Below are 25,433 nucleotides of genomic sequence, written 5' to 3'. Positions count from 1 at the left end.
TATTTGTAAGACCCTTAATCATTTATATCGAGCTTGCGGCTCTTAGCTATTCTTTTAACTAAATTTTCAATCTAATTCATTTACTTTTTAATGGTTTAGAACGCAGCTAGTTGCTATTAAATCATTCATTATATAAATCGAGTTAGGACGCAGATACTTTTGCTCAATTTCCAGAAAAAAGCGCGCAGCCTATGAATATAGGTGAGCACTTTTGACACAGAAATTGAGTAAAATAGCCAGTCACTCACTCCGGTTTATAGAGATTCTTCGATGGATATGGCTATATCAAACACTTCGTAAATACGCAATCCATCTTTACTTAAGCTGGCATTACCGGTGATCACCTTCTTACCATTTTCATCTTTAACCGAGGTGATACTCACATCCATCGACATCTGTTTGTTGAGCGGATTGATCTGACCGCGATACTTCCACTTGATGTTCGATAAAATCTGGCCAAACTTAGGGTTTTTAAAGCCAGCGCCTAAGTCTTTACTAATAGCATATGTCTGCATGGTTTCGATAATCGCTTCGACACCTAACGAGCCAGGCATGACTGGATCTTGGTGGAAGTGGAATTGGAAGAACCAATCACTTGGATCGATAGTGCGCTCAGCGTAGAGATAACCTAAGCCTTCGGTGCCACCATTATCGACAATTTCAACGCTGTCGATAAAGTTAAGCTGTCCGCCTGCAAGGCGATAATGAGGCTTGCCTACAGGTGGGTTAAAGTGACGACAGCCTTTGTCGAGCAGGTTGATCTTATCACTTGCTGCAACGCCGTTAGCCACATGCCAAGGTTGAGTGACTTTACCGTTATCTAGACCTAACTGATCTTTAAGGGCGTCACCTTTAAAATATCCAAATACCGCAGTACCGCGATAGAAAGGCTCATTATCAACGCTGAGCTCAAAGCTAAAGCTCTGAATGATGTTTGTGCCCGCCATCACCGTTGATAACAAACGTGAGTCGTTACGAATGGTTTTGCCGCGCAAATCAACATCACGCAGTAGCTCACCGCTGCCGTCTAAGTTACGGAAGAATAGCTCAAGGCCCGGAAAACCAAGGGTTGTGCCCATGTAACCTGAGATAAAGCCGTTAGGCTGCAGTGATATTTCCATTAAAATAGAGTAAGGCATTACAGCCTGGTGACTATTTTTGTCGAAATACCATGCATCAGCAGGTACTTCATACTCAGCGATACACGATGATGGTTTTTTAAATTCGCCGCGCTTGCCGTTAACTTCAATGACGCGAGTGGTGACCTGCAGGTCGCCACATGGCGTACGTGGCGGGATCATACCGCGATAGATTGAGAACTCAGGCCCGAAACAGTTTTCGATGTTACCTGTGGCGAACTCAAACATGTGATACGGCGTGAACGGCACGGTATCGGGTACACGATTCGGGTAATCTGGGGTAATGGGCGCTTCAACGTGCGAGATAGGTATCACGCCCTTGTTTGGCTCTTTGCTCAGATCAGGAATTTGCGCCATTAACGGAGCGTTTGCTGATGCAGGCTGGTATGACTTTTTGTTAAGAGACGCTGAAGGCTCAGACTCTTTACTAGCCGCAGGCGCTTGAGTGTTTTCAATAGCAGTGACATTAGCAAGAGTTGGGTAACGAGTGCACTCATCTTCCTCGCGGATCATCACACCTAGGTTTTGGAAATCTACCACCGCTTTGCCGTTGAGCAAGATATCGATGTTAGCTTTTGCATAAGGGCGAGGGCTAAAGCCTATTTCAGTCACTTCCATACGGTAAGTTAATTCGCCAGATTGCGGTAGCACTTGGCCACGACAACGTACTTGCTGTGAGGCGTTCTCTAATGGTTGGAAACGACCATTTTTAGTTTGGGTGTGCATACCAAGGTGCAGCATATAGAACTGCAGCAATTGACCACAACCTTCGGCCATGAGCGAGCCTGCCATCACCTGATCGCCCTTAAAGTGACACGGGAAATACCAGTGGTCTGCTTCCAGTTGTTTATGACCTTCGATTAAGCCAAGCCCCCAAGTGCCGCCAGTGCGATCAATCTTGCTGACTTGTTCTATCATCAAAAACTTTTCAGAAGCAAAACACAGTGATGGTTGATGAGCGCCTTGATGAGTTGGGCCAAAACAGCCTTCAATATCCGCAGTTAACAGCTTATGTATTTCGCCATAATTAAATTGCGTTTTAGGGCAATCTAATAACGGATTAAAGCGTTGCTTAACCACAAGACTGCGGGCTTTTATCTCATCTTCGGTGCGAATCACCCCTTTACCGTCAGCAAGCTCTTCGTCGGTAAAGAAGCCAGCGCAGCCGCCGTCCATCTTCAAAATCATCTTGTCGCCAACAAAACACTCGTATGAGAAGAAAAACAGCAAGGTGTCGCCATTGCGAGCATAGTTGTTGATCTTAATGTCGTAACGCAGTGTGTCGCCGCCACGAGGCAGATCGCCTAAGAAGGTGAGGGTGCAATCAAGTAAACGATAAACGCGCTCGCCCTTGTTCTCAAAGTCGATGCCTAAGTAGCTAATTAGCATCAAGTCGCACTGACCTGATTCAACCGCGACTGCCCACGGAATTTGGCCATCTACAAGATACGGAGCATCAACTGGGATGTCGTACTCGGTGGTCATTGAACACGGCTTAAACTCATTCATAGTCGCATTGAGTTTGGTTACACGTGATACCAGTAGGTAGTCTGTGGTTGGTAGGCGTACGCGGCGTGAGTAACTATCGATGATAGCGTAATCACTGCCAAACACCTTGGCGATATCACCTTCTGCATACTCGACTAAATCAGCGTAGTTCCAGATGCATGGCTTAAGTGCAGGTACTGGCGGAGAATATGGCGGCACGTTAGCGTGATCGGGCACTAATGCTGCAACCTCTGCCGCTTGAGCAACAACAGCTGCAGGTGTATCGAATTGTTGAAAAGCGGCAACTTGAGCTGGTGCTTGTGTTGTCACAGCTTCTGCTACCTGACCTGTCACTTGAGCTAACTGCTGTTTTAGCAGCGCATCAGCTACCTTCATACCCGCATTGCGGCTTTGTAAAAATGCTTGGTGAGCTTGCTGAGTTAACTGTTGATTCTGTTGAAAACTGGCCAGGTCGCCAGGGGCAATATCGAGAGTCTTGTCTGTTGTATTGCTTATTGTATTCGTTGTCATTGGTGGGGTACCTAATTCACGTTTGGGTGCCTGAGCGGTGACGCCAATGTTTGCAGTCTGTTGTGCTGCAATTGTTATTTGTGGCTTTACTAAGTCAGCCGTTTCGACTGAGTCAGCTGCCTTAATCGGTTTAACTTTGTTTACCACGGTCGATGCTGTCGCCTGCGCCAACTTTTGCGTAATCGTTTCAAGGCTTGCAAGCGGCGTATCGATAATATGCTGGTAGATATCGCGGCCACCTAAGGTGACTTGCTTAACTAGTTGGTGTTTAGCATCAGATTTAAGCTCACTGCTTAAACGCTCGGTTAATGCGTGTTGCTCGCTGGCCGTTTGGCTAATCAATAACTGTGATAGTTGATTCTCGCTGATGTTATTGATCAGCGCGCAATTAACGCTACCTGCTTTGGCTACAGAGTGTTGCTTTAGAGGGTGTTTATTTAAGTTTAGTAAGCCATGTAATAGACTTGCCATGCCCGCTGCAGCAAAACAGTGACCAATACGTTGCTCGGCAGCAGTATGAGTCACTTGTGAAGCAGCACTCAGCGCTAATTGAATTTGGCTCGCTGGCGCGGCCATAGTTTCAATCACTTTAATCGCATTAAAATCGATAGCGGTTTGGCTGAGTAACTTGTCGGTGACCAAAGCCGCTTCAGCCGTTTTAGCAAATTCAAGTGCATCAATTTGGCCATATGAGCTGCCAGATGTACTTTGATCTTTAACTAACACCACTGCGCCAGCACCTTCACCCACATTCCACGTTGTAGAGGTTGGGCTAAGGTTAGGTTCAAGGGCAACCGGAGCAATGGCATTTTTCAAAATCACTTGCTCAAAGCTACCCGATAGATCGACGGCGGCAATGACCACAGCATCGAGGTTATCTTCCATGATCAAGTTTTGCGCAACATCGATACAGCGGCTAACTGACTGCTCTGCAGCAGAAATGGTAAAGGCTGGGCCATTAAAGTCCCATAATGATGCCACACGTGACGCCATGATATTACCAATAAAGCTGGTGTACTGATTCAGCTTTGCTGCATCAAGAACACTGTCCATGGCAATCGCTTCAAGTGCTTGGTATTCATCATCACTTAAATCGACGCCCATAGCGGCAAGGCTTTCTTGCAGTTGGGTATGCAGATTTACGCGGCCACGGAACTGGTGCAGCTCAAGCTCGGTTTCCATTGCCACTAATACCGCAACTTTTTGCCCTGGCTTAAGCTTGGCATCACGAATGGCTTCGTCTGTGACACGCATCAGCATAAGCTGCTGTGAAATCAGACGGTCATCTTCATTTGGTGGCAGTTTAAAGCGTAAGAAGTCTAACTCGAAGTTATCGACATAAGCGCCTTTAGGCGCCGATGCTAAGCCAAATTCAGCTAAAAGTTCATTGTGCTTTTCAAGGCCCTTCCAGCGTTTTTTCGGTAGCTCGATAAAGCCGTTACCGTTTTGGGTCACCGCATTGTTTAACGCATTGATGCTACTGAGCGGACCAAAGTGCGAGGCAAGGCCAACCACTTTTAGCGGCTGAGCTTGACGAGCGGGCTTAGTAGGCTGAGTTGCTTGCTCTGCTTGTGTTACAACAGTGCCTTTGCCGTTATATGACTCAAGCAAAAGGTGCGCATTACAGCCACCAAAGCCAAATACCGACACCCCCGCGTGACGGGTTCTCACACCAAAATGATTATTCGATGGTTTATCTGGCCAGCCCTGTACCATGCTAGGTAGAGTAGGTTTTCCAAACAGTTTTTTCGGTGAAGAGATGGCATCACTAATGTTGATGCTCGGCGGTAAAAAGCCCTCTTTCATGGCGAAGATCATCTTCATGATCCCCGGCATTCCGGCTGCAGTAAGCAGGTGGCCTAAGTTAGATTTAGCTGAGCCTATTAACGGCGCGTCGCTGCCCTCTAGCTTATCTTCAAAGAAGGTTTCCATTGAGGTCAGCTCAATTTTGTCACCCAGTGGCGTACCGGTTGCGTGACATTCAATCACTTCGATATCTTTAGGCGCTATATCGCTGGCGGCGTAAGCACGTTCAAATGCTTTTACCTGACCTTTTGGATTTGGGCTTAATACAAAATGACCTTTGCCGTCGTTTGATAAACCGACGCCACTGACAACGGCATAAATTTTATCGTTATCACGTTCAGCATCCTCAAGACGCTTAAGTACCAGTACGCCAGCGCCTTCACCGGCAAACAGGCCTTTACTGCTAGCATCAAACGGTACTGACACACCATGATCTGGATAGGCGTGAAAGATAGAGAACCCCATGTTGATAAAGAAGGGATCGGCACCCGATACTGCGCCCGCGAGCATGATGTCTGCTTTACCAGTGCTTAAGTAGTCACAGGCGAGCTTTAGTGAATAAACAGAGCTTGCGCAGGCGGCATCAAGACTCAGTTGTACGCTGCCAAGACCGAGTGCATCGGCAACTAATTTTGAGCTGTTATGGGCAATTGCGCCGTTAGCAGCATAGAGACTTTTCTCGCTTGCTGCGCGCTGGCTATGGGCATTGGTCGGATTGAGTTTAAACCCTTTACAGCCCAACTTATCTTGTAGCGCCTTTTCAACTGCACTGTGATACATCGGCAGAAATAGGTCGTTTGAACGGGTAGTCGGAAATGATAATGCGCCCATCACCACACCTGTGCGGGCGAGGTTGGTATCGTCTAGGCTGATCCCTGCATCGTGTAAGGCTTTGCGACTGGTATCGAGCGCCCACAGAAAACTATCATCTAAGCCGTGTAAGCTTTGTTCGGGGAGTTTGTAGCCACGGGCATCAAAGTTAAAATTGTCAATGTAGCCGCCTTTATCGCAATAAAAACGGTCTGATTGTCCTTGAACGCCTTGGTAGTCGCAGCTGTTTGCCCCGAGCTTTTCATCCGTTAATGTGGTGCGAGAGTCACGTTTATCCAGTAAGTTCTGCCAAAACTCTTCAGGACTCTTGGCGTCGGGATAAAGTGTCGCTAAGCCGATAATGGCAATTTTGCTCTGCTTGCTCGTGCGCTGCTCCGAGCTATTTGATACTGGGTGGTTAGAAGTGTTGTCTGTTAAAGACATTAGACTTCCCCTTTAAGTAAATGATTTTCTTGAGAGCTAATTTGGTCTACCTGATTAGCTTGTAACTGACATAGAGCCAGCTCTCGTTGAAGTCCATCGATAAATGGTTGCAAAGATAGCGGCACTTTATGGCTTATCAATTGCCCGAGCGCTTTAAGTAAACTGGTTACATCGCTGCTGCCTTTGGCATTCATTGGCACAGTGCAGCATGGCTGCTGCGCGCTCTTGCTATCTTGCTTGGCAATTTTATCTATCAGAGTGCAGTTTTGCCTGTCAGCCCCCATCTCAACAAATAACTTAGCGCCTTGGCGCTGAGCGCTATGGATAAGTGCAGTAAAGTCTAAGGTATGGCAGAAAGTGTCTGCAATCGACTGAGCAAGCATTTCACTGGTGAGTGGCTGTGAATTAACAGGCTTATCTGTGCTGCCAATTAGATTGGCTGCGCTGATAAATTGAATTGCCGACGGCAGTTCATCATTAAGCGGCTCAGTGTAAAAGCGCGTCACGTTAGCATGCTCTTCCATAGCTGGTGGAGTATGCATTGCCGTGACGCGATTAGCTGCAATGCCACGTTTGCCTAATGCAGCCAGTAACGCTTTGCATTGCTGCTCACAACCTGCGATAACGCACGTATCACCCTGAATGATGGCTAGGTATGCGTGAGGGTAATGACCGAGCAAGGCCTGAATTGGCGCCGCTTCGCTTCTTACCACAAAGCTATTCCAAACAATATCAGCGTCTTGCTCTTTTAGCTGCCAAGCGCGTCTGACTGCCGTTAGCTCGCCTGATATCGCTGAAGTAAACAGGGGATCGGTTTGAGTTTTGCTGATCAATTCATGGGGCTTTGTCCAAACACCAAGGCTCGCCCACATAGAGGCTTCACCCATAGAGTAGCCTAGCGCAAAGTTAGGCTGAACCTTAAACTCATCGACGAGCAGTTGAGTTAATAGGTAACTGCTACCGACACCGGCGATGGCCAGCGAGCCAAGCTCCATTGCTGGAGCAACGTTAGGATCTAAGTGATAGATGCTATCGGCTTGCAACATCGACTTAAGGTCACCTTCACGTTCAAGGCGAGCATAAAGCGCTGGAAAGTACTGATGGAGCTCGCTAAGCATATCGGCGTAAACCGTACCAACGCCTGGGTAGACAAAGGCTAAACCTGATTGCTCCGTGCAACCTAAAGGGGTACTGGTAAAGTAACTCCCCGCTGGGGTTTTATATTGCAGCAGCTGCTCAGGTGCTTTCGAGATCTCAAACTGTTTGGCTAAGGCATCATCAAATGCGCTTAGCTCTTGCTGTAAGCTATCAATCGAACTCGCCTGGATCACCGCTTGATAGGCTGCTTGCTGATTTTGTCGCTGGTTCTGTTCAAGGTTCTGTTCAAGATAGTTGCTGGCGTGCTGCAAGTTATCTTGCATTAAACCTAATAGCGCAAGTTGGCTAGCATCCGTACTCATGTTCGAGGCTAGCGCCTGTGCGCTGCTAATTGGCTTTAACGCATTACTTAGCTTATCTAACTCAGCTTTTAGCTCGGTTTGAGTGTGACCCGCTAAGATAAACATCAATCTATTGGCGTTCAGTAACGACTTAGGTGCAATAAAGCCTGTGCCTTGTGTTAACACATAACTGGTGCAGTTAAGGGCACTGCTTAAGCCATGAGTAAAGCTAATTGCTGCAACCCGCGCTTGATGAAAACCGCTAAACCAAAAATGACTCTTAGCCTGTTTGGAGGTTAACGCCACACCTTGGTTGGTTGCTTCTCGGTAATGGGTGCGAGTCGCCAACTTTTCAATCAGTTGATACACCTTCGAAAATTGTTCGCGGCTGCTGAGCTCGCTGTAAGACTCAATATGACAGTCACTATTGAGCTCACGTTTTGCCTGGGAAAAAGCCGCGCGTAGAACGTCATTAATGGTATCGGTGCGCTCAGTTGTACTCGCAGCTCTGGTACCAGAACTCATATCTGAAGTTATATCAGTAAGTTGCTGCATCGCACTTAGCACTGCATGTGGGTGCAAGCGCAACTGGGCAGCTTTAAGGGCCGGTAGCATCAACAGAGATTGCTTAGCAGTTGCTAGCTGTACCCATTTACCGGCATTTATCGCGTTAATACTGGTATTTAGCAGCTTATCAAAGCTGTCACTTGAGTGTTCAGTTGCGTTATCGACCAGAAGCTTGACCAGTTCAAATTCACTCGATTGGCTCAAGATGTTAGTTGCGCTTAACTCAGGCAAGAGTGCTGATAAGTTATCAGCACTCATTTGTGGCGCAGGCAGCAAAATCAGTGCGATGCGCAGCGGCATCACACTTGCTTTAGGCGTTTGTTCCACTATGTCGCCTCACTGTCAGTTGCTAACGTTTTGTTTGTTAGCGCAGCAGGCAAAAACGCTGAGTTCAAGCTTTTGCTAATGGTGATTTTAGCTGACTTGAACATGGCACTTAACTCGCCATTGTCATGGTATAGCATCACATTGGCTTCAAGTGAGCGCGTGTTGTGTTTAATCACTTCAAGCTCAATCACACCTGTTTCACCAAAGGCCATAGGCTGGTAGGAAACAAACTCGCCAATTGCCGAAGGCAGACTTGCCGATCCGGTTTTAAGTCGTGCCCAAACGAGCATGGCTTGCAGCAGTAGATCTTCGGCAAAAGGCTGGCTACCACCCAGATGATTTTGCGGTAAAAACTCGCCACAATCAGCGAGGTTTACTGCTGGTAAGGCAACCTTTGCGATTAAGCCTTGCTCGTCAAAACGAACAACAGACTCGATGCCCTGCAGGCGTGGACCATGAAACAGAGTCCCGTTGCTATAAAGCTCTTTAGCCGTGGTGATCACTTGAGTGGCACCTAAGTTAAATTGCTTGCTAGTGCGCTCACTGAGCTTGTTACTTATTTGGTCACTGACAAGCGTCGCCTTATATTGCGGACGACCATTGCAGCTGATCAATGCTTGCAGCGTTGCAGGGTCAGAGCTTGTAGGGGTTAGCTCAAGGGTTAGCTCTTGCGCCGCATCAGTCTCAAATACAATGCCTTTTAATAGCTTGTAATCAAGTACCTTAACTTGAGCGCCAAGCATGTCGCTTGCCACTTCTCGCATCCAGTCGATAGCACATACCGTTGGCAGCACACTGTTACCGCCAATGCGGTGATCTTCAATGAAGGCCATCGCACTTGGGGTTAGTAGGCGCGTTGCGGTGAAAGCTTGCAGTGGTGAATTTTGTGCATCAGCACGCGGATGCGATGTTGTTAGCACCTCATCCGCATTAAGCTTTTTTACAGAAGCAGCCTCAGTTGCTTTTGTGTCGCTTTTGCCTTGCATTGACGTACCAATTAGCAATTGCACGCCGGTTTCACCTAATAGCTGAGTCGCAAATAATTCAGCGCCCGCTTTAAGTGGAATAACGTACACACCACGGTCGGTAAACATCTTCTTCAGTGCAGGATTAACCATACCGCCATCCCAAGGGCCCCAGTTAAAGCTCATGACTTTAGCTTGAGGGTTGCGAGCAGTGAACTGCAATGCCGCCTTATTGAGAATATCGTTCGACATCGCATAATCGCTTTGCCCTGTGTTACCGTAGAACCCCGCTGCAGATGAGAACATAGCTAACAGTTTGATCTTGCTTGGCTCAAGTGCAGCAAGTAGTGCTTTAAGGCCATTGACCTTAGTGCCATAAACGCGTGCAAGTTCAGCAAGGGTTTTATCTTGAATGTGTTTGTCAGCTAACACGCCCGCGCCGTGAATCAGACCCGTGATTTCACTTGAGCGACCTTTTAGCGCTGCTGTGATTGCCGCGCTGTCGGTCACGTCCATGCTGACATATTCAGCTGAAGCGCCAACGTTGCTAAAGGCGGTTAGGGCTGCGTTGATCTCAATACTGCTTTGTACTGGCCAAACAGCCGCTTCAACTTGCTTTGGCGTTGGCTTTTGACCTGTTGAGATAATATGCGCAATCGCCGCAGATTTTAGCTCGCTAGTTTGCTTACCTTCAGCCCAGCTTGGCAATGCTTGTAATTCGCTACGGCCAGCTAAAATAAAGTGTGATTGAGTGCGAGCGGCTAATGACAGCGCGCATTCAAATGTCACACCTTTTGCGCCACCGGTCACCAGTATTTTATCTGTACTGTTTAGCTCGGCTGGAGCGGTTTTATTGCAGGCTTCACCGGCAATGAGTGTTACGCGGTTAATTTGGCCTTCAACTAAGCTTAACCCTACTTCTGGCAGCTGAACTTGGCTATCAAATAGTTCACTAGTAATGGCATCAGCAAAGTGTGTTGCATCAACATCTGTTGCAATGTCCAGCGCACGACAGAAAACCTGTGGCCATTCATGGCTTAAGGTTTTAGTTAAGCCTGCTAGTGCAGCTTGGTTAAGTTCGGCATCTTTTAGTGCATCGGTATTTAAGTAACCAAAGCCACCGTCGATACGACTGACGGTAATGAAACAGCGACGAGCGTCAGCTTTTGCATCTACAAGCGGTGTTTGTACTAGCTTTGGTTGCAACAGTTTTGCCCACAAGAACGCATTGCTAACGTGAGTAAAGCTTTGCGCATCTAGGTTGACTGCTGTTTGCTCAGTGGCATTGGCTTCAGGTTGTAAGTGGATAAAGCCACCAATAGTGCCAACCTGAGTTTCAATCTCTGCAATAACCGCAGTAATACTTGTTTCAAGCTCAGATTCTTCGCTTGAGGCAAGTTCAAAGCTGGCAACATCGCTTGAAAGTGGCGATTGTGGCTGGCCAGCAGCAAGACGCACAACGGCAACTTTAAGACCTTGTTTTGTTAGTTTCTCTGCAAGAACACCCGCGTTATGACCATCATCATTGATCACAAGGGTTGTATCTGCGGCGAAACAGTCTTGTAGCTTGTCCGCCGCATTAAGCTTTTTTAGCGCTACCTCGCTATGAGGAGGAAGTTCTACTCTTGGTTCTGCAGACAATGGCGCTGGCTTAACAGAGCCTTCAGCTGCACTTGTATTAGCAGAGCCCTCAGCTGCACTTGGAGCGAGCTTAGAGCCTTCAGCTGGCAGTTTACTGCCCATATAAGCCACGATTTCGCCCAGTGTTCTACACTCTGCTAGATCTTCAGGATTAAGTTCAGGCAGACCCGGTAGCTCATCTTGTACTGTGCCAAGAATCTCAACGCGCTTGATTGAATCGATACCTAAATCAGCTTCCATATCCATGCTTAGCTCAAGCATTTCAGTTGGGTAACCGGTTTTATCGGCAACTACAGACATCATAGTAGCCTGTACCTTGTCGGCACTTAGACCGTTTGCAGCTGGTGTAGATGAAAGCGCAGAGCCTTCAGCGGCACTAACATTAAGAACCGCCGCAGCGCTAGAGCCCTCAGCTGGCAGTTTACTGCCCATATAAGCCACGATTTCGCCCAGTGTTCTACACTCTGCTAGATCTTCAGGATTAAGTTCAGGCAGACCCGGTAGCTCATCTTGTACTGTGCCAAGAATCTCAACGCGCTTGATTGAATCGATACCTAAATCAGCTTCCATATCCATGCTTAGCTCAAGCATTTCAGTTGGGTAACCGGTTTTTTCGGCAACCACTGACATCATAGTAGCCTGTACTTTTTCGGCAGAAAGGCCGTTTGCTGTGGCCACTAGCGTAACAGTCGCAGCAGTAGTAACTGGAATTGATGAAAGCTTGCTATTCATGTACGCCACGATTTCGCCAAGGGTACGACACTCAGCAAGATCTTCTGGGCTAAGCTCAGGCAGACCCGGTAGCTCGTCTTGTACTGTACCTAAAATCTCAACGCGCTTGATAGAATCGATGCCTAGGTCGGCTTCCATATCCATTTCAAGCTCTAGCATTTCAGTTGGGTAACCGGTTTTTTCGGCAACCACTGACATCATAGTAGCCTGTACTTTTTCGGCAGAAAGGCCGTTTGCTGTGGCCACTAGCGTAACAGTCGCAGCAGTAGTAACTGGAATTGATGAAAGCTTGCTATTCATGTACGCCACGATTTCGCCAAGGGTACGACACTCAGCAAGATCTTCTGGGCTAAGCTCAGGCAAACCCGGTAGCTCATCTTGTACTGTGCCAAGAATTTCAACGCGCTTGATAGAATCGATGCCTAGGTCGGCTTCCATATCCATTTCAAGCTCTAGCATTTCAGTTGGGTAACCGGTTTTTTCGGCAACCACTGACATCATAGTAGCCTGTACTTTTTGCGCGCTCAAGGCTGTTTCAGCGCTCAGACCGTTTACTGCTGGTGCAGCAGCTACTTGAGGCGCCGCGGCGGCAGTTGTTGAAAGCGCAGAGCCTTCAGCTGGCAGTTTACTGCCCATATAAGCCACGATCTCGCCAAGGGTACGACACTCTGCTAGATCTTCAGGGCTAAGCTCAGGCAGACCCGGTAGCTCGTCTTGTACTGTACCTAAAATCTCAACGCGCTTGATAGAATCAATGCCTAGGTCGGCTTCCATATCCATTTCAAGCTCTAGCATTTCAGTTGGGTAACCTGTCTTCTCGGCAACCACAGACATCATAGTGCTTTGCACTTTTGCAGCGCTCAAGGCTGTTTGCGAGCTCAAGGCTGTTTCTGTGCTCAGGGCTGTTTGCGAGCTCAAGGCTGTTTCAGCGCTAATAGCGACAGCTGGGCTTGTAGCACTTGTATGAGTCGGTACGATAGCAGCTTGAGCTGGCGCTGCTTGACGAGCAACTTGTACTGGGGCAGTTTGAACAGGAGCTGATTGTACCGGCGTAGTCTGAATCGGAGCAGGTGCTGTTACAGGTGCAGGCTGTGCTTGTGGAGCTTGAGTCGGCTGCACTGGCGCACTGTTTACCGGAGCTTCAATCGCAGGTTGAGTAACAACTTGGCTTTGAATAGCTTCATTGTGAATGACAGGCGCATAAGTTGCTTGGTTGCCATTGAGTAGGTTCAATGCTGCAATATTGCTACCCGCTTGCATTTCTAAGAATTGGGTATGGCTTTGCAGTGTTTGCGCTTGTAGCTGGTGGAACTGCTCCATAGAGCGCTGTAGGCTCTCAGGGATCGCAACACCTGAACTTGCCAGTTTAGTCTGCTCTGTCATCAAGGTTGTGAAAGTCTCGCCGTATTGCTGCGGGATCTCCAAGAACTGCTGATGCAGCTGAGCGGTTTGCTGCTGCGCGGCAAAGAAGTTACTTAATGCATCACCGCTAATGCTATGAGCTGCTGGCTTACTGTTTTTAGACACAAATTGGCTCTCTATACCGGAATCTATAACTGGATCTACAACTGAACGGGCTTGGACTGCATTGGCTTGCATTGCACCCGCTGGGGCTGCAACCTCAATAATCTTTTCAACTTCAACGATTTTTTCTACAATTTTTTCGACTTCAACAAGCTTTTCAACTTCAACCACTTTTTCCTCAATCACACGTTCGATTTGAGACGTTACTATGCCCGTCTCTAGTGACTTAGCCATTTTAGCCCGTGTTGCTTTACTGATATGGTTGGCAGCGTTCAGCGAAATACTCATTGGTGACTTTTTCGCTGGCGCTGCGATATCGGCCTGGTATGGGTCGATATTATCAAGCTTGATACCGGCAACCGCTAATTGAACTGCAGCTTGCTTTAGCTGTAGGTCGCTATCGCCTTTAGGGCTTGGGTTAATTGAGATGGCGCAAATGTCGCTCATATGCTCTGCAAGGGTGCCTTGTACCAACTTTTGCAGGATGTTTTTTGGGCCAAATTCGACAAATATGCGTGCACCCGCTTCATACATAGCATCAAGTTGAGTGGTAAAGCGTACCGATTGAAGCATATGTTTCTTAAACGAGGTTTTAATCTTTGCTGCAGTGCTGTCATAAAGTGCGCCAGTTGCATTTGAGTAAAGCGCACGGCTCGCTTTAGTAAACTTGGCGGCATCAATCGCTTTGGCAAATGGCGCCTGAGCATGACCAACAAGTTCGGTGTGGAAAGCGCCAGATACGGGTAGGTTAATCGCTTTATAACCAAGCTCGCCTAGTGCTTTGGCGGCATCCGCTGTGGTGGCGGTTGGGCCGGCTATAACCGATTGCGTTGGGGCGTTGTAGTTAGCGACTTTTACGCCGTCGAACTTGGCGATTGTGTTTTCAAGTGTACCTAAATCATCCGCTTTATGGATAACCGCAAACATGGCGCCACAATCAGCATCTTGACCGTCTTTCGTTTTAGCTTTAGTGGCCATGGCATCACCACGAGCAAAAGCCAGCTTGTAGTAATCATCAGCTGAAATCACACCTGCGGCGCATAAGGCGCTTAGCTCACCAAAACTATGACCCGCCACCATATCGGCATTAAAACCTGCAGCGGTGAACAGCTCATACTGACCCATAGAGATCGCGCCGATAGCACTTTGTGCATTGGCGGTATTGGTCAGAATCGCTTCTTGGGTTGTTAAGTCGTCTTTATTAAATACAGGCTTTGGATATAGCGTTTGCGACAATGGTGTTTTGTTGTTGGCGGCAAAAACTTTATCGGCAGTCACAAACTGCTGGCGCATCTCTGGGTAGTAACAGGCAAGCTCGCGGCCCATATTCAGATACTGAGAGCCTTGGCCTGCAAATAATGCGGCGACTTTACCTTCAATCGCGGCTGTGCGGTAGCTCGTGCCACCAGGCAGCTGCCATGCGGCATCATCACTCGATGACAGTTTTGCAATCGCTTGCTTAATTTGGTTGGCTAATTCTTCGCGAGAGTTTGCCACTAAACCAAGACGTGGCGCAGTTGTATCAAGCTCACGTAAGGCGTAGTTTGCAGCAGCATCTTTGAGGTTAAATTCAGCTTGCTCTGCTGATGCTGCAAGTGTGTTTAGCTCCTTTATCAATGTCGCTTTATCGCTAGCGCTGACTAAGAAGCTTTGAGCTACATGGCGTTGGCGGTACTTAGCCTTCTCACTATCATCGCGTTTATGCTCATTATTGTACTCTTCCAATACAAAGTGGAAGTTAGTGCCACCAAAACCAAACGAGCTAATACCCGCACGGCGCGGCGTACCATCAGTACGTGGTAACCACGGACGGGTTTCAGTGTTTAGATAAAACGGCGAGTTCTCGATATCAAGCTTTGGACTTGGCTGGCTAACGTTAATTGTTGCCGGTAGCACTTTATGATGCAGTGCAAGTGCGGCTTTAATAAGCCCCGCAGTACCTGCAGTTGATTTAGTGTGGCCAATTTGAGATTTAACTGAGCCCAGTGCAATGTGCTGTTTGGTGTCATTGTCGTCGCGAAACACTGAACAAAGACCGGCAAATTCTGCTGCATCGCCTGCTGCCGTACCAGTACCATGGGCTTCGATAAGTCCAAGTGTGTGCGGTGCAAAACCTGCGTCATCATAAGCGCGGTTTAACGCTTTTGCTTGACCAGACGGACGAGGGGCGTAGATAGATTTAAACTTACCATCAGATGATGAGCCTACACCTTTGATCACTGAATAGATCCGGTCGCCATCACGCTCGGCATCTTCAAGGCGCTTAAGCGCCACCATACCAATACCTTCACCAATCATCATGCCTTTAGAGTCGATATCAAATGGCTGAATGGTTTCATTAGTGGTAAAGGCGGGGGTTTTTGAGAAGCTCATGTACATAGATGGTGAGTTATCGGTACAGACACCACCTGTGATCATCATCTCTGAGCGACCTTCGGTCAGCTCTGTGAGCGCCATACGCATCGCGGCGAGTGAGCCTGCACATGCCGCATCAACGACGCAGTTCATGCCACCAAAATCAAATCGGTTGGCAATACGACCAGCAATTACATTACCTAGAGAGCCTGGGAATGAGTTCTCTTCCCAATGCACATATTGGTCTTGGAACTTCTTGATCAGCATTTCGCTGTCAGTGTCACTGATGCCACTGCTAGCGAATACTTTCTTTAGCACTGGGTACTGCAGGCGCGCTGTTAGGCTGTGGCTAATTTTTTGACCGCCGCCGACACCTAAGGTGATACCAATCTTATCTCTGTCGTAACCTTCAGGTAGGTTGGCGTCGGCCAAGACTTCTTTCGCCACGATAAGCGAAAGTAGCTGTGAAGAATCTGTTAGCTCTAGGATATTTGGCGGCAGGCCAAATTCCATTGGGTTGAAATCGACTTCTGGTAAGAAGCCACCACGCTTACAGTAACTCTTGTCTGGCGTACTCTTATTGGCATCATAATATTCTTCTGGCTGCCAGTGAGTCGATGGTAGCTCAGTGATAGCATCAATTTTTTCACTAATAAGATCCCAGAACTTATTTAAGTAACGAGAGTTAGCAAAGATGCTCGCCATGCCAACGATGGCAATCGGCATATCTTTAAGGCGCTTGTTTAAGCGTGAATCAGCTTGTGACTCTTGTGCTTGCTCAGTCGCTTTAGCTGATTGTGTAGGTTTAGAGGTCTGGCTCATTATGAGTCTCCACTGGATGCCTGATTATCAGGCGTCTTGTTGTTTGTTTTAGGCTTATCTTTTGTGGTGTGGCGATTTGGCGTCGCACCAGGAAAGCGCTGTAAAAAAGTGTGATAGTTACGCACGAGTAACTTTCGTAAATGGAATGGCCCATGTTTAAGGACATAGGTCATGTAACGGTTGGTGGCTTGAGTATTGCCATCTTGATATATGTCGAGATAGATCCAATCACTATGGGGATCGATGCCGAGTAAAATAGAGCTAGGTTGCTGCTGTGTTAGCTTTGGCGGAATGGTGAGTGAAACCACCTGTACTACGTTGTCGCCGTCGGTGCTCGGAAGAGCTAAGGTTTTAGCGAGCGTTTCGTAATGCAAGGTATAGGTTTGCACGTCGCTGCCTTGGGTGACCGGAATATGATTAAAGTAACGCATCGGCACGTTAGGGCTAGTAATGTCACTGACCCGTGAGACCCCATAGCGCTTTAAACACCGAGCTAAACCAGAGCGCGACACATTAGGGTTAATAAATTTCTGCGTGGCTTTTAATAAGGTGTCTAGCGGCATCTTCAATTGATAACGCAATCCTACTACCACATATTCTTGTAGCGGGGTTAACGTGGTATTGAGGTGATGCGGTGTATTGGGGGTATTTTCGACAGAGTCGCGTCTGCGCCATTTACGAACGGTGGCTTCACTGATATTCAATATTTTTGAGAGTTGACTCACCCCCAGATCGGATCCTTGAATGAATCGACGCATCTCAGGAGTCGTAGTGGCATTGCGATGCCTTGTTTCGTTGTCAACTTGCGTACACTTATTCGAGTTGTTGTTAACTTCTTTTAAGTATGCACTATTTATTTCTGCCATCAGTTTAGCGGGTATCCGTTAATAATCTGTTGGGACTACATGGTCAAATAGCGCTAGAACCCCAGTTCTAAGTCTGCTGTCATCACAATTTCGTCGATAATTTCAAGCTAATGGCAGAGCAGACTACCTGAGCTGATAAAGCAATACAATCACCTGGGACTTAATAATTGCTGATACGACCAGATTCGGCGAACACTTGTAAGTTAGATTGTTGTTTTGTTGTGTGAATTAAGTAGGTGGATTAAAGGGTGATCTAGGTCAAGCATTAAGCTTTTTAACAGGTCTATACTTGCAATTAACAAAGGTGAAACACGTGTCTTGATGAAATATGGAATGATTTAATAATGTGATAAAAGGAGGCCAATATGGCTACGTTTACGACTGAGCAAATCCGCAATTTTGCGGTGCTCGGACACACAGGTTCAGGGAAATCATCGCTATTGGAGGCGTTGCTGTTTCGCGCTAAAGCGATAACATTAAAGGGCAGGGTCGATAGGGGCACAAATCATGCTGATTTCACTGCCCAAGAAAAATCCCACCGTCACAGTTTAGAACCCTCTTTTCTTAATCTTGATTACAGCTCTCACCATATCAACCTCATCGATACTCCCGGTCTGCCTGACTTTTTTGGACGCGCTTTATTGCCGTTACCCGGTGTAGAGTCGGTGATCTTGGTTATCCATGCGGCAGTCGGTATTGAACCTGTGACGAAAAGAGCCTTTGATGCCGCCCGAAGTCAAGGTAAGGCGGTACTGATTGCGATCAATCATATCGACGGCAATGAGGCGGGGTTGGCGGCGTTATTGCAAAGTATTCAAACTCAGTTTGGCCACCGATGCTTACCCGTTAATCTACCTAACACTGCAGGTGATGGCGTTGTTGATTGCTATCTTCATTACGACCATCACACTGAAACCGCATTTATTGGGGCGCAATCGGCAAGAGATGAACTGGTCGATACCGTACTTGAAGAAGATGAGCAATTAATGGAGCTCTACCTTGAGCAGGGCGAATCTTTAACACCAGAGCAACTGCATGCACCGTTAGAAACTGCATTACGTATGGGGCATTTAGTGCCAGTGTGTTTTACCAGCGCTGAAAGAGATATTGGGATCAGTTCATTACTTGAGGTATTGGTTAAATTAATGCCGAGTCCGTTAGAGGCGAACCCGCCGCAATTTTTTAAGGGCTTTGCCAATGAGGCTAAGCCAATTGATGTTAGCCAGTCAGCCAACGATCATGTATTAGCGCATGTATTTAGAGTGTCGATAGACCCATTTTTTGGCCGCATGGGCGTATTTCGTCTCTATCAAGGCACGATAAACGTAGGGATGAAGTTGTTTCTTGGTCGTGGCCGCAAGCCCTTTAAAGTGACTCACCTGACGAAGCTACAAGGTGATAAACATATTGAGGTTAGCCAGGCTATCCCTGGGGATATTTGTGCAATCGCTAAAGTTGAAGAGTTAGAGGTGGGCACCGTTTTACATGATAGCCACGATGAAGATGAGTTGCACTTGGCTGAGCTCGTTCTGCCTCTGCCAATTTTTGGTTTAGCTGTATCACCCAAAAAACGTGGCGATGAGCAAAAAATATCGGAAGTGCTGAACAAGTTAGTGGCAGAAGATCCGAGTTTACAGATCAGTCGAAGTGACGCTGAGGGGCAAACGGTGTTGAAAGGCCAAGGAGACTTACATCTTCAAATTGCTCTAGAAAAAGCGCAAACCTTATTTAACGTTGATATGGATACCGATACACCGGCAGTTGCTTATCGCGAAACGATTTTGGGAGAAGCCAAATATCGTTACCGTCATAAGAAGCAATCGGGAGGCTCTGGCCAATTTGGTGAAGTGGAGTTGCTGGTTCAGCCTCTATCCCGTGGCGCGGGCTTTGAGTTTGTGAGTAAAGTGGTGGGTGGTTCTGTACCGAGTCAATATATCCCCGCAGTAGAGAAAGGGGTGCGTGAAGCGATGTTAGCTGGAGGCTTAGGTGGTTTCCCAATGCAAGATATTAAGGTCACTATATTAGATGGTAAGCACCATAGCGTTGATTCAAAAGAGATCGCATTTGTGATGGCGGGCAAGCGGGCTTTTATGGAGGCGGTCACATCGGCGCAGCCAGTCATTCTTGAACCAGTTGTAGATATGCAGATTTGCGTTGAACAGAATCAGGTCGGTGATATCACTGGCGATATTAGCGCATCCAGAGGCATAGTGTGTGGTACACAGGCGCAAACTAATGGCATGGTCGAGGTGAGTGTGGAAGCGCCACTGGCAAATGTTGCAGATTATTCCACCAGGCTTAAATCTATGACAGGAGGAGAGGGGCAGTTTTCAATGAGCTTTAGCCGTTACGATGTGGTTCCCGATAGAGTGCAGTCTTCGTTAATGCGTTAAAAGATTGATTTCAGTGGTTTTGGCTATTGTGGTGCCATTTTAGTTTGTGACTGTTGTTTTTAATTAAAACAGGCCACAATAGCCTTACTACCTAAGTTTACATTTGAGCTCGTCTTGTCTGAATTTACTTCAATTAAACTGTATTTTTGTCCGTTAAGGTTAGGGACGCTCGATGCTGACTCTGCGGCCTTAATTAAGACTTGGCTACCGCAAGATGAAGCCGATAAAGTTAATCGTTACATCAAGCAAGAAGCTAAAGATCAAGGCTTGATGGTTAGAGGCTATCTGCGTGCACTTTTATCTAGACAAGTATCCAAACAGGCTAGCTTGAAGCCCCATGAATGGTGTTTTGAGTATGGTGATAAAGGCAAGCCTAGGCTAAGTGCAGCCCAGTTTAAACAAACCGGGATCCATTTTAATATCAGCCATAGCGGCGACTGGCTACTGGTGGGGATCTGTCAGTCAAACTCCCACTCAAATTCTCAATCAAATTTCCGATCTGAGCATGCTAAGCAGACTGGTGCAATTGAGTTTGGGGTCGATATTGAGCGTTGCCGCAGTAGTACCAATATTCATTCGATTTTAAGTCATTATTTCTCTGAGCCTGAAAAGTCTGCATTGTTGGTATTACCAACAGCGTTACAGCGCGAGCGCTTTTTCGACTTATGGGCACTTAAAGAGTCATACATTAAAGCTAAAGGCTTAGGTTTAGCTTTGTCGCTGAAATCTTTCGCCTTCGATTTTGCGCCCTTGATTGAAACGTCATTAGAGCTTGATGGAGCAGTCAGCATTAGCCCGACAATAAAGACTGCTACAAGTGAGCTCGATACAGCTCATCTTCCTGTTAATCAGAACATTCCAGTTAAACACAATATTGACCTTAAACAGGGCATTCCTCTTAAGCAGAGCATTTGCCTCTCGATAGCTCAAGGTCATGGGGATGGACAAGACGCAATGAAGACGCGGCCACAGCAGATGACGGTTGCTAAAGATTGGCACTGCTGGCTTGGGCACTTGGATGCTAACTATCGTTTTGCGCTGAGTATTGGCCCCTGCCATCAGGCAAGCATTAACGCGGCAGAGGTTAACTTAAAGTCACTATTAGCCGATTGATGCTAGCGGATTAATATTAGCAGAGTGATTTGTGGATTTTGAGTAATAAAAGCGGGGCCTCAACAAATAGCCCCGTTTTATGTTTAACCACTTTTGTTAGCGAACTTTACCTTACTGAGCTTTGCGCTAGTGAGCTAACCGCTTACTTTACTGGGGTCGGTACAATCTCAAAGTCAGGATTGAACTCCACCATGCTGCTGGCTATTTTGCCAAAGGCTTCTTTATCGCCTGTCAGCTTTGCATCACCGCTTGCTAATAGCGCTTTAAGGGTTACCTGCCCGAGTAGAATGCGATTAACATCCGCTTTGTTGACGATGAGGTTGGCATCTGCTTGTTGCTCCTTATCGACAACGGCGTTACTTAGGTTGCCGTTGCTAAGTTCAACGTAAAGAATGTCTTTAGTGTCTGGGGTGATAATATTCATCTTAACTAAGCCGTGCTTTGCGGCGAGCTGACTGTCAATTTTAACGGCAAGGAAGTCGAACAGTGTTGGCATATCCATTTCACTAATGACATCTGCTGATGCGGTCTTAGGTGCACCTGCTTGAATGCCGACCCTTAGCTCTTGCGCACCAGTAAGATAGATATTTCTCCACCCTGCGCCTTCAGACTGATAACCTAATTGCTCGTAAGAATCGGCAAGAAGTTGTCGCGCTTCATTGTTTTCAGGATAGGCGGTCACGACCTTATTTAGTGCCGTAGCGACAAAGCGATACTCACCCTGAGCGTAGTCATTTTTAGCACGTTTAACCGCAGCATCTGCTCCGCCCATATATTCGACAAACTTTGCCGACTCTTGTTGAGTTGGCAGCGGATTTAGGTTGGCTGGATTCATATCAAAGTAGCCTAGATACTTGTTATATACCGCTTTGGCATTATGGCTATAAGTGCCGTGATAGCCGTTAGTGTGCCAAGTTTTATAGATGGACTCTGGGATTGTATCTTGAATCGCATCGCCAATATCTTGAATGCCTACGCCATCATTTGCCAACCTCAAGGTTTGGTTATGCACTAAGCCATAGTTATCTCGTTGTAGGCGCAAGAATTCATTGATCTCCTGGTTACCCCAGACCGGCGCTGAGTGAGCGGCAAACAGCACCTCAACATCATTACCAAAGGCATTAATCATCTCGTTAATATCTTTTGACCATTTGAGTGAGTCACGTACTTTCGCGCCACGCAAGGTGTAAATATTGTGCATTCCTTGGTAAGTCAGCTCTGCAGTCCAAAGTGCGTTTTTTGATGGAATGTAGGTGATCATTTGTGATTCAGCCTCAGTACCAGATGCGTCCATAAACACCATTTCTAGACCATCAATAGTGAGTGTTTCCCACTTACCCTCGCCATTTAAGGTGTAATCAGGTGCCACATAAGTGATCTCACCTTTTGATAAGCCTTTACCTAATGCGGCGTCAACAATACCGTGATCATGCTTGCCTAGTGTTGCACCATATTGGTAAGCGGCTCGGCGGCTCATGGCATTACCAGCGAGCACGTTTTCATCAACAATCTCTTTGGTGATGTTATCTGAGCCGTAGACTTTGACATTAGGAAACATCTCTTGTACCCCACGAGCGCCACCAAAGTGATCGGCATGGCTATGGGAGTAAATCATGGCAACCACGGGAAGCTCGCCGTCTTCAGGCAAGTTAGCTAAAGCAAATTTAAGTGATGCCTTTGCAGCTTCTTTAGTTAGCAAGACATCGTAGGCTATCCAGCCATTGTCACTGCGAATAAGGGTTAGGTTCGATAAATCAGTCCCGCGAACTTGGTAGATCCCATCGCTAACCTTGTATAAACCATTCGGTACCATATTGAGCTGGGCTTGGCGATAGAGTGATGGGTTCACTGAGTCGGGAGTCTTGTCGCTGATAAAGGCAAATTCAGCTCTGAGAATGTCGGCTGTGGCTTTATCAAATTTGGCTACGAGGTTTTTTGAGGACTGCTCGAAAGCGCGAGTATCGGTAAAATTAAGGGTGTCCGCTACGGCCTGATTGTGGGCGATAGTGTGTTTAGTCGCATCTTTACCTTGATAATGCACTGTTATGTGATCATGTTCGTGCTGGGCTGCGGCAGCATTGAACGAGAAAATAGAGACGATTGAGATAGCAAGTAGTGTCTGTTTCATAGGATACCCTTTTAAGATTGAATAGGTTCAAAGTGTTAAGTCTCTGTGCTGGCATTAACTTGTGATGCTGTAACGAGACTTTTGCTTGATTGAGGCCAGTATATTGATCTTGGAAGGATTAATAATTAGCGCTAACTTAGAACTTAGTATTTATAATATGAATGAGTGGGCCCTCTATGTTTGTGACGACTAATCATGGTTTACTAAAGCGTTGGACTTTATTTTCACCCTGCAATGTTGAAGATTTGAGTTAATGACATAGTTTGATTCGGCTCTGTGATTAGGGCCTGTGATTAGGCTCTGTGAATCGGTCTATCAAGATCCGATAGGCTTGGATGTAATATGTTGGGTTAATCTTTTATGGGAGCGAGAGTGTCTTATGTCACAGCAAAAAGCATTCGATCTTAATCTATTTCGGGTTTTTACTGCCGTATATCGAACGTCATCATTTAGCCAGGCTGCAGAGGAGCTCGACTTGACGCAGTCCTCAGTGAGTAACGCCATAGCCCGGTTAAAAATAATAGTCGGAGAGGCGTTGTTCATTCGGGTGGGAAGAGGAGTGAAACCCACCGCCAGTGCGATGAATCTGTATCAACAATTAGCACCAGCAATGTCAACGATTGAACAGGTGGCGACGAGTTTTGAAGCATTTGATGCCCACTCAAGCGAGCGTACCTTTTATGTGTATGCGAGCGAGTCGGCGATACAACTTCTGCAAGGCTTGGTTGAGCAAGTCTTACATGGCCTTTCAATCAATATTGTATTTCGTGAACCGCCGTTAATAGAGGAAGAGTTGCAGATGGATCTGCAGCTAGAGAAAATCGACTTAGCACTGGATATCTGGCTACCCGAGTCGACATCGTTTAAAAGTCAGAAGGTGATGCAGGATAAATTGGTGTGTGTGGCAAGAAAAGATCACCCACGGATCAATGGCACAATGACCCAGGATCAATATTTTAGTGAAAAGCATATTATTTTTAAAATGCGCCGCTATAACTTAAGTGTTGCCGAACTGCTGACTAAACATGTTTTACCGGCTAGACAGATGCACAGTGAGCAATCATCGATTTTAAGTATGATGGCAGTGGCCTCTAAAAGTGATGCACTAGCTATCGCCTCTAAATCCTATACTGATGAATATGCAGCCTTGTTAGGGTTACAGGTATTTGAGTTGCCCTTTGATGTGGAGCCTATCGAGTATTACATGGTATGGAGTCACAAATTGCAGCTAAGTCCGGCGAATATCTGGCTTAGGGATACGTTAAATTTAGCCATTGAACTTAGAGGACTGGCTTGAGGGACGGGGGCTTTTTACTTCTGTGTTGATTGATTTCATACGGGAACAAGCATTCCACCATCTCTTTGCCTGAATGAGTTAGCCAAAAAACACTCTAGGTAGATCACTTTATTATACTGGTTGGTATGGGTGTAAAAAATGCCTGTCAGCTCATGCTGTACAGGCATTTTTAAAGCCGAGATACTTACTGTCTGGCTAGACGTTGGTTCTCTGCCGGATGTTCAAAGTCGCTGCGATACGGATTGATATCTAAACCACCACGGCGAGTGTAACGGGCGTAAACGGTTAGTTTCGCACATTGGCAGAAACGTTTGAGATCAACGAAAATTCGCTCAACACATTGCTCGTGAAACTCATTATGCTGTCTAAATGAGATGAGATATCTAAGTAACTTCTCACGGTCAATCTTTGGCCCTTGATAGCGGATCATCACTGTGCCCCAGTCTGGCTGTGAAGTGATTAGGCAGTTTGATTTTAACAAGTTTGATGTCAAGGTCTCTGCGACAATCGCTTTACTATCGACGCTGTCAACTAAGTAGTCAGGGTTGAAGCTATAGTCATCAACTTCAATATCTAGATCATCGATACAGGTACCCGGTAGCTCTACAATGCGCTGGTGGCTAAACTGTTTCGGCTCGATAACTTTAACAGTGACTTCGCCATCGGCGCAGGCGCATAAATCTTGGGTTAAGCGCTCTTGTACCGCTTGCAGGCTATCGAATCGAGTCTGGTTATAGCTGTTTAAATACAGCTTGAACGATTTAGACTCGATAAGATTCTTACTATCAAAACTGAGACTAAACTCAGCAATAGCCACCATAGGCTTGCCTTTCGCATTTAACCAGGAAAGCTCATAGCCAGTCCAAATATCACTGCCATGAAACGGCAATTCTTGAGTCAGGCCAATAGCATCACGGTTTAACTTACGCGGCACGCCTTGAAGTAAAGATGCATCATACTGCTCTTGATAACCTGTCGACTTTCCAAGCGTTAATTCTGAAAGTTCGGGTGCGTTACTATAGGGATCATGATGTTGTGTCATCAAT

General features: G+C 46.8%; 9 protein-coding genes. 3 read left to right on the top strand and 6 right to left on the bottom strand.

The window, feature by feature from the left end:
- Positions 1-254: 254 nt before the first annotated feature.
- Genes pfaC through ACVBIK_RS08170 form a run of 4 tightly spaced genes read right to left on the bottom strand, consistent with a single transcriptional unit; the run spans position 255 to position 17,456 of the window.
- Positions 255-6,218, bottom strand: a complete 5,964-nt coding sequence (gene pfaC / locus ACVBIK_RS08185; protein WP_447169448.1) for an eicosapentaenoate synthase subunit PfaC — start codon at positions 6,216-6,218, stop codon at positions 255-257.
- Positions 6,218-8,551, bottom strand: a complete 2,334-nt coding sequence (locus ACVBIK_RS08180) for a PfaB family protein (protein WP_447169447.1) — start codon at positions 8,549-8,551, stop codon at positions 6,218-6,220. Before ACVBIK_RS08180 ends, pfaC begins: the two co-directional genes overlap by 1 nt.
- The gene (gene pfaA / locus ACVBIK_RS08175; protein WP_447169446.1) at positions 8,551-16,590 is read right to left on the bottom strand and encodes an eicosapentaenoate synthase subunit PfaA; all 8,040 of its coding nucleotides are present in this window, start codon (positions 16,588-16,590) and stop codon (positions 8,551-8,553) included. Before pfaA ends, ACVBIK_RS08180 begins: the two co-directional genes overlap by 1 nt.
- Positions 16,590-17,456: a transcriptional regulator gene (locus ACVBIK_RS08170; RefSeq protein WP_447163619.1), complete on the bottom strand. Its 867-nt coding sequence runs from the start codon at positions 17,454-17,456 to the stop codon at positions 16,590-16,592. The genes pfaA and ACVBIK_RS08170 overlap by 1 nt, the downstream gene beginning before the upstream one ends.
- 365 nt (positions 17,457-17,821) lie before the next feature.
- Between ACVBIK_RS08170 and fusA the strand changes: the two genes are divergently transcribed.
- On the top strand, positions 17,822-19,849 hold the full coding sequence (gene fusA, locus ACVBIK_RS08165; protein WP_447160616.1) for an elongation factor G: 2,028 nt from the start codon (positions 17,822-17,824) through the stop codon (positions 19,847-19,849).
- A 114-nt stretch (positions 19,850-19,963) separates the two neighbouring features.
- On the top strand, positions 19,964-20,962 hold the full coding sequence (locus tag ACVBIK_RS08160; RefSeq protein WP_447169445.1) for a 4'-phosphopantetheinyl transferase family protein: 999 nt from the start codon (positions 19,964-19,966) through the stop codon (positions 20,960-20,962).
- 142 nt (positions 20,963-21,104) lie between these two features.
- Here ACVBIK_RS08160 and ACVBIK_RS08155 read toward each other — a convergent pair whose 3' ends face one another.
- Positions 21,105-23,090: an alkyl/aryl-sulfatase gene (locus ACVBIK_RS08155; protein WP_447169444.1), complete on the bottom strand. Its 1,986-nt coding sequence runs from the start codon at positions 23,088-23,090 to the stop codon at positions 21,105-21,107.
- 379 nt (positions 23,091-23,469) lie between these two features.
- On the opposite strand from ACVBIK_RS08155, the gene ACVBIK_RS08150 reads away from it, so the two are divergent.
- Entirely contained in the window at positions 23,470-24,387 is a 918-nt protein-coding gene (locus tag ACVBIK_RS08150; protein WP_447160613.1) for a LysR family transcriptional regulator, read from the top strand.
- A 184-nt stretch (positions 24,388-24,571) separates the two neighbouring features.
- Here the strand turns inward: ACVBIK_RS08150 and queF are convergent, their stop codons facing one another.
- Positions 24,572-25,429: an NADPH-dependent 7-cyano-7-deazaguanine reductase QueF gene (queF, locus tag ACVBIK_RS08145; RefSeq protein ID WP_447160612.1), complete on the bottom strand. Its 858-nt coding sequence runs from the start codon at positions 25,427-25,429 to the stop codon at positions 24,572-24,574.
- Positions 25,430-25,433: the final 4 nt, after the last annotated feature.

The sequence above is a fragment of the Shewanella sp. 125m-1 genome, from assembly GCF_052977065.1.
The sequence above is the reverse complement of the archived record's forward strand: the minus strand, read 5'-3'. Positions and strand labels throughout refer to the sequence as shown.

Coding starts and splice junctions, on each gene's coding strand:
- pfaC (WP_447169448.1), bottom strand. CDS start 6,218: ATGTCTTTAACAGACAACACTTCTAACCACCCAGTATCAAATAGCTCG.
- pfaA (WP_447169446.1), bottom strand. CDS start 16,590: ATGAGCCAGACCTCTAAACCTACACAATCAGCTAAAGCGACTGAGCAA.
- ACVBIK_RS08170 (WP_447163619.1), bottom strand. CDS start 17,456: ATGGCAGAAATAAATAGTGCATACTTAAAAGAAGTTAACAACAACTCG.
- fusA (WP_447160616.1), top strand. CDS start 17,822: ATGGCTACGTTTACGACTGAGCAAATCCGCAATTTTGCGGTGCTCGGA.
- ACVBIK_RS08155 (WP_447169444.1), bottom strand. CDS start 23,090: ATGAAACAGACACTACTTGCTATCTCAATCGTCTCTATTTTCTCGTTC.
- ACVBIK_RS08150 (WP_447160613.1), top strand. CDS start 23,470: ATGTCACAGCAAAAAGCATTCGATCTTAATCTATTTCGGGTTTTTACT.
- queF (WP_447160612.1), bottom strand. CDS start 25,429: ATGACACAACATCATGATCCCTATAGTAACGCACCCGAACTTTCAGAA.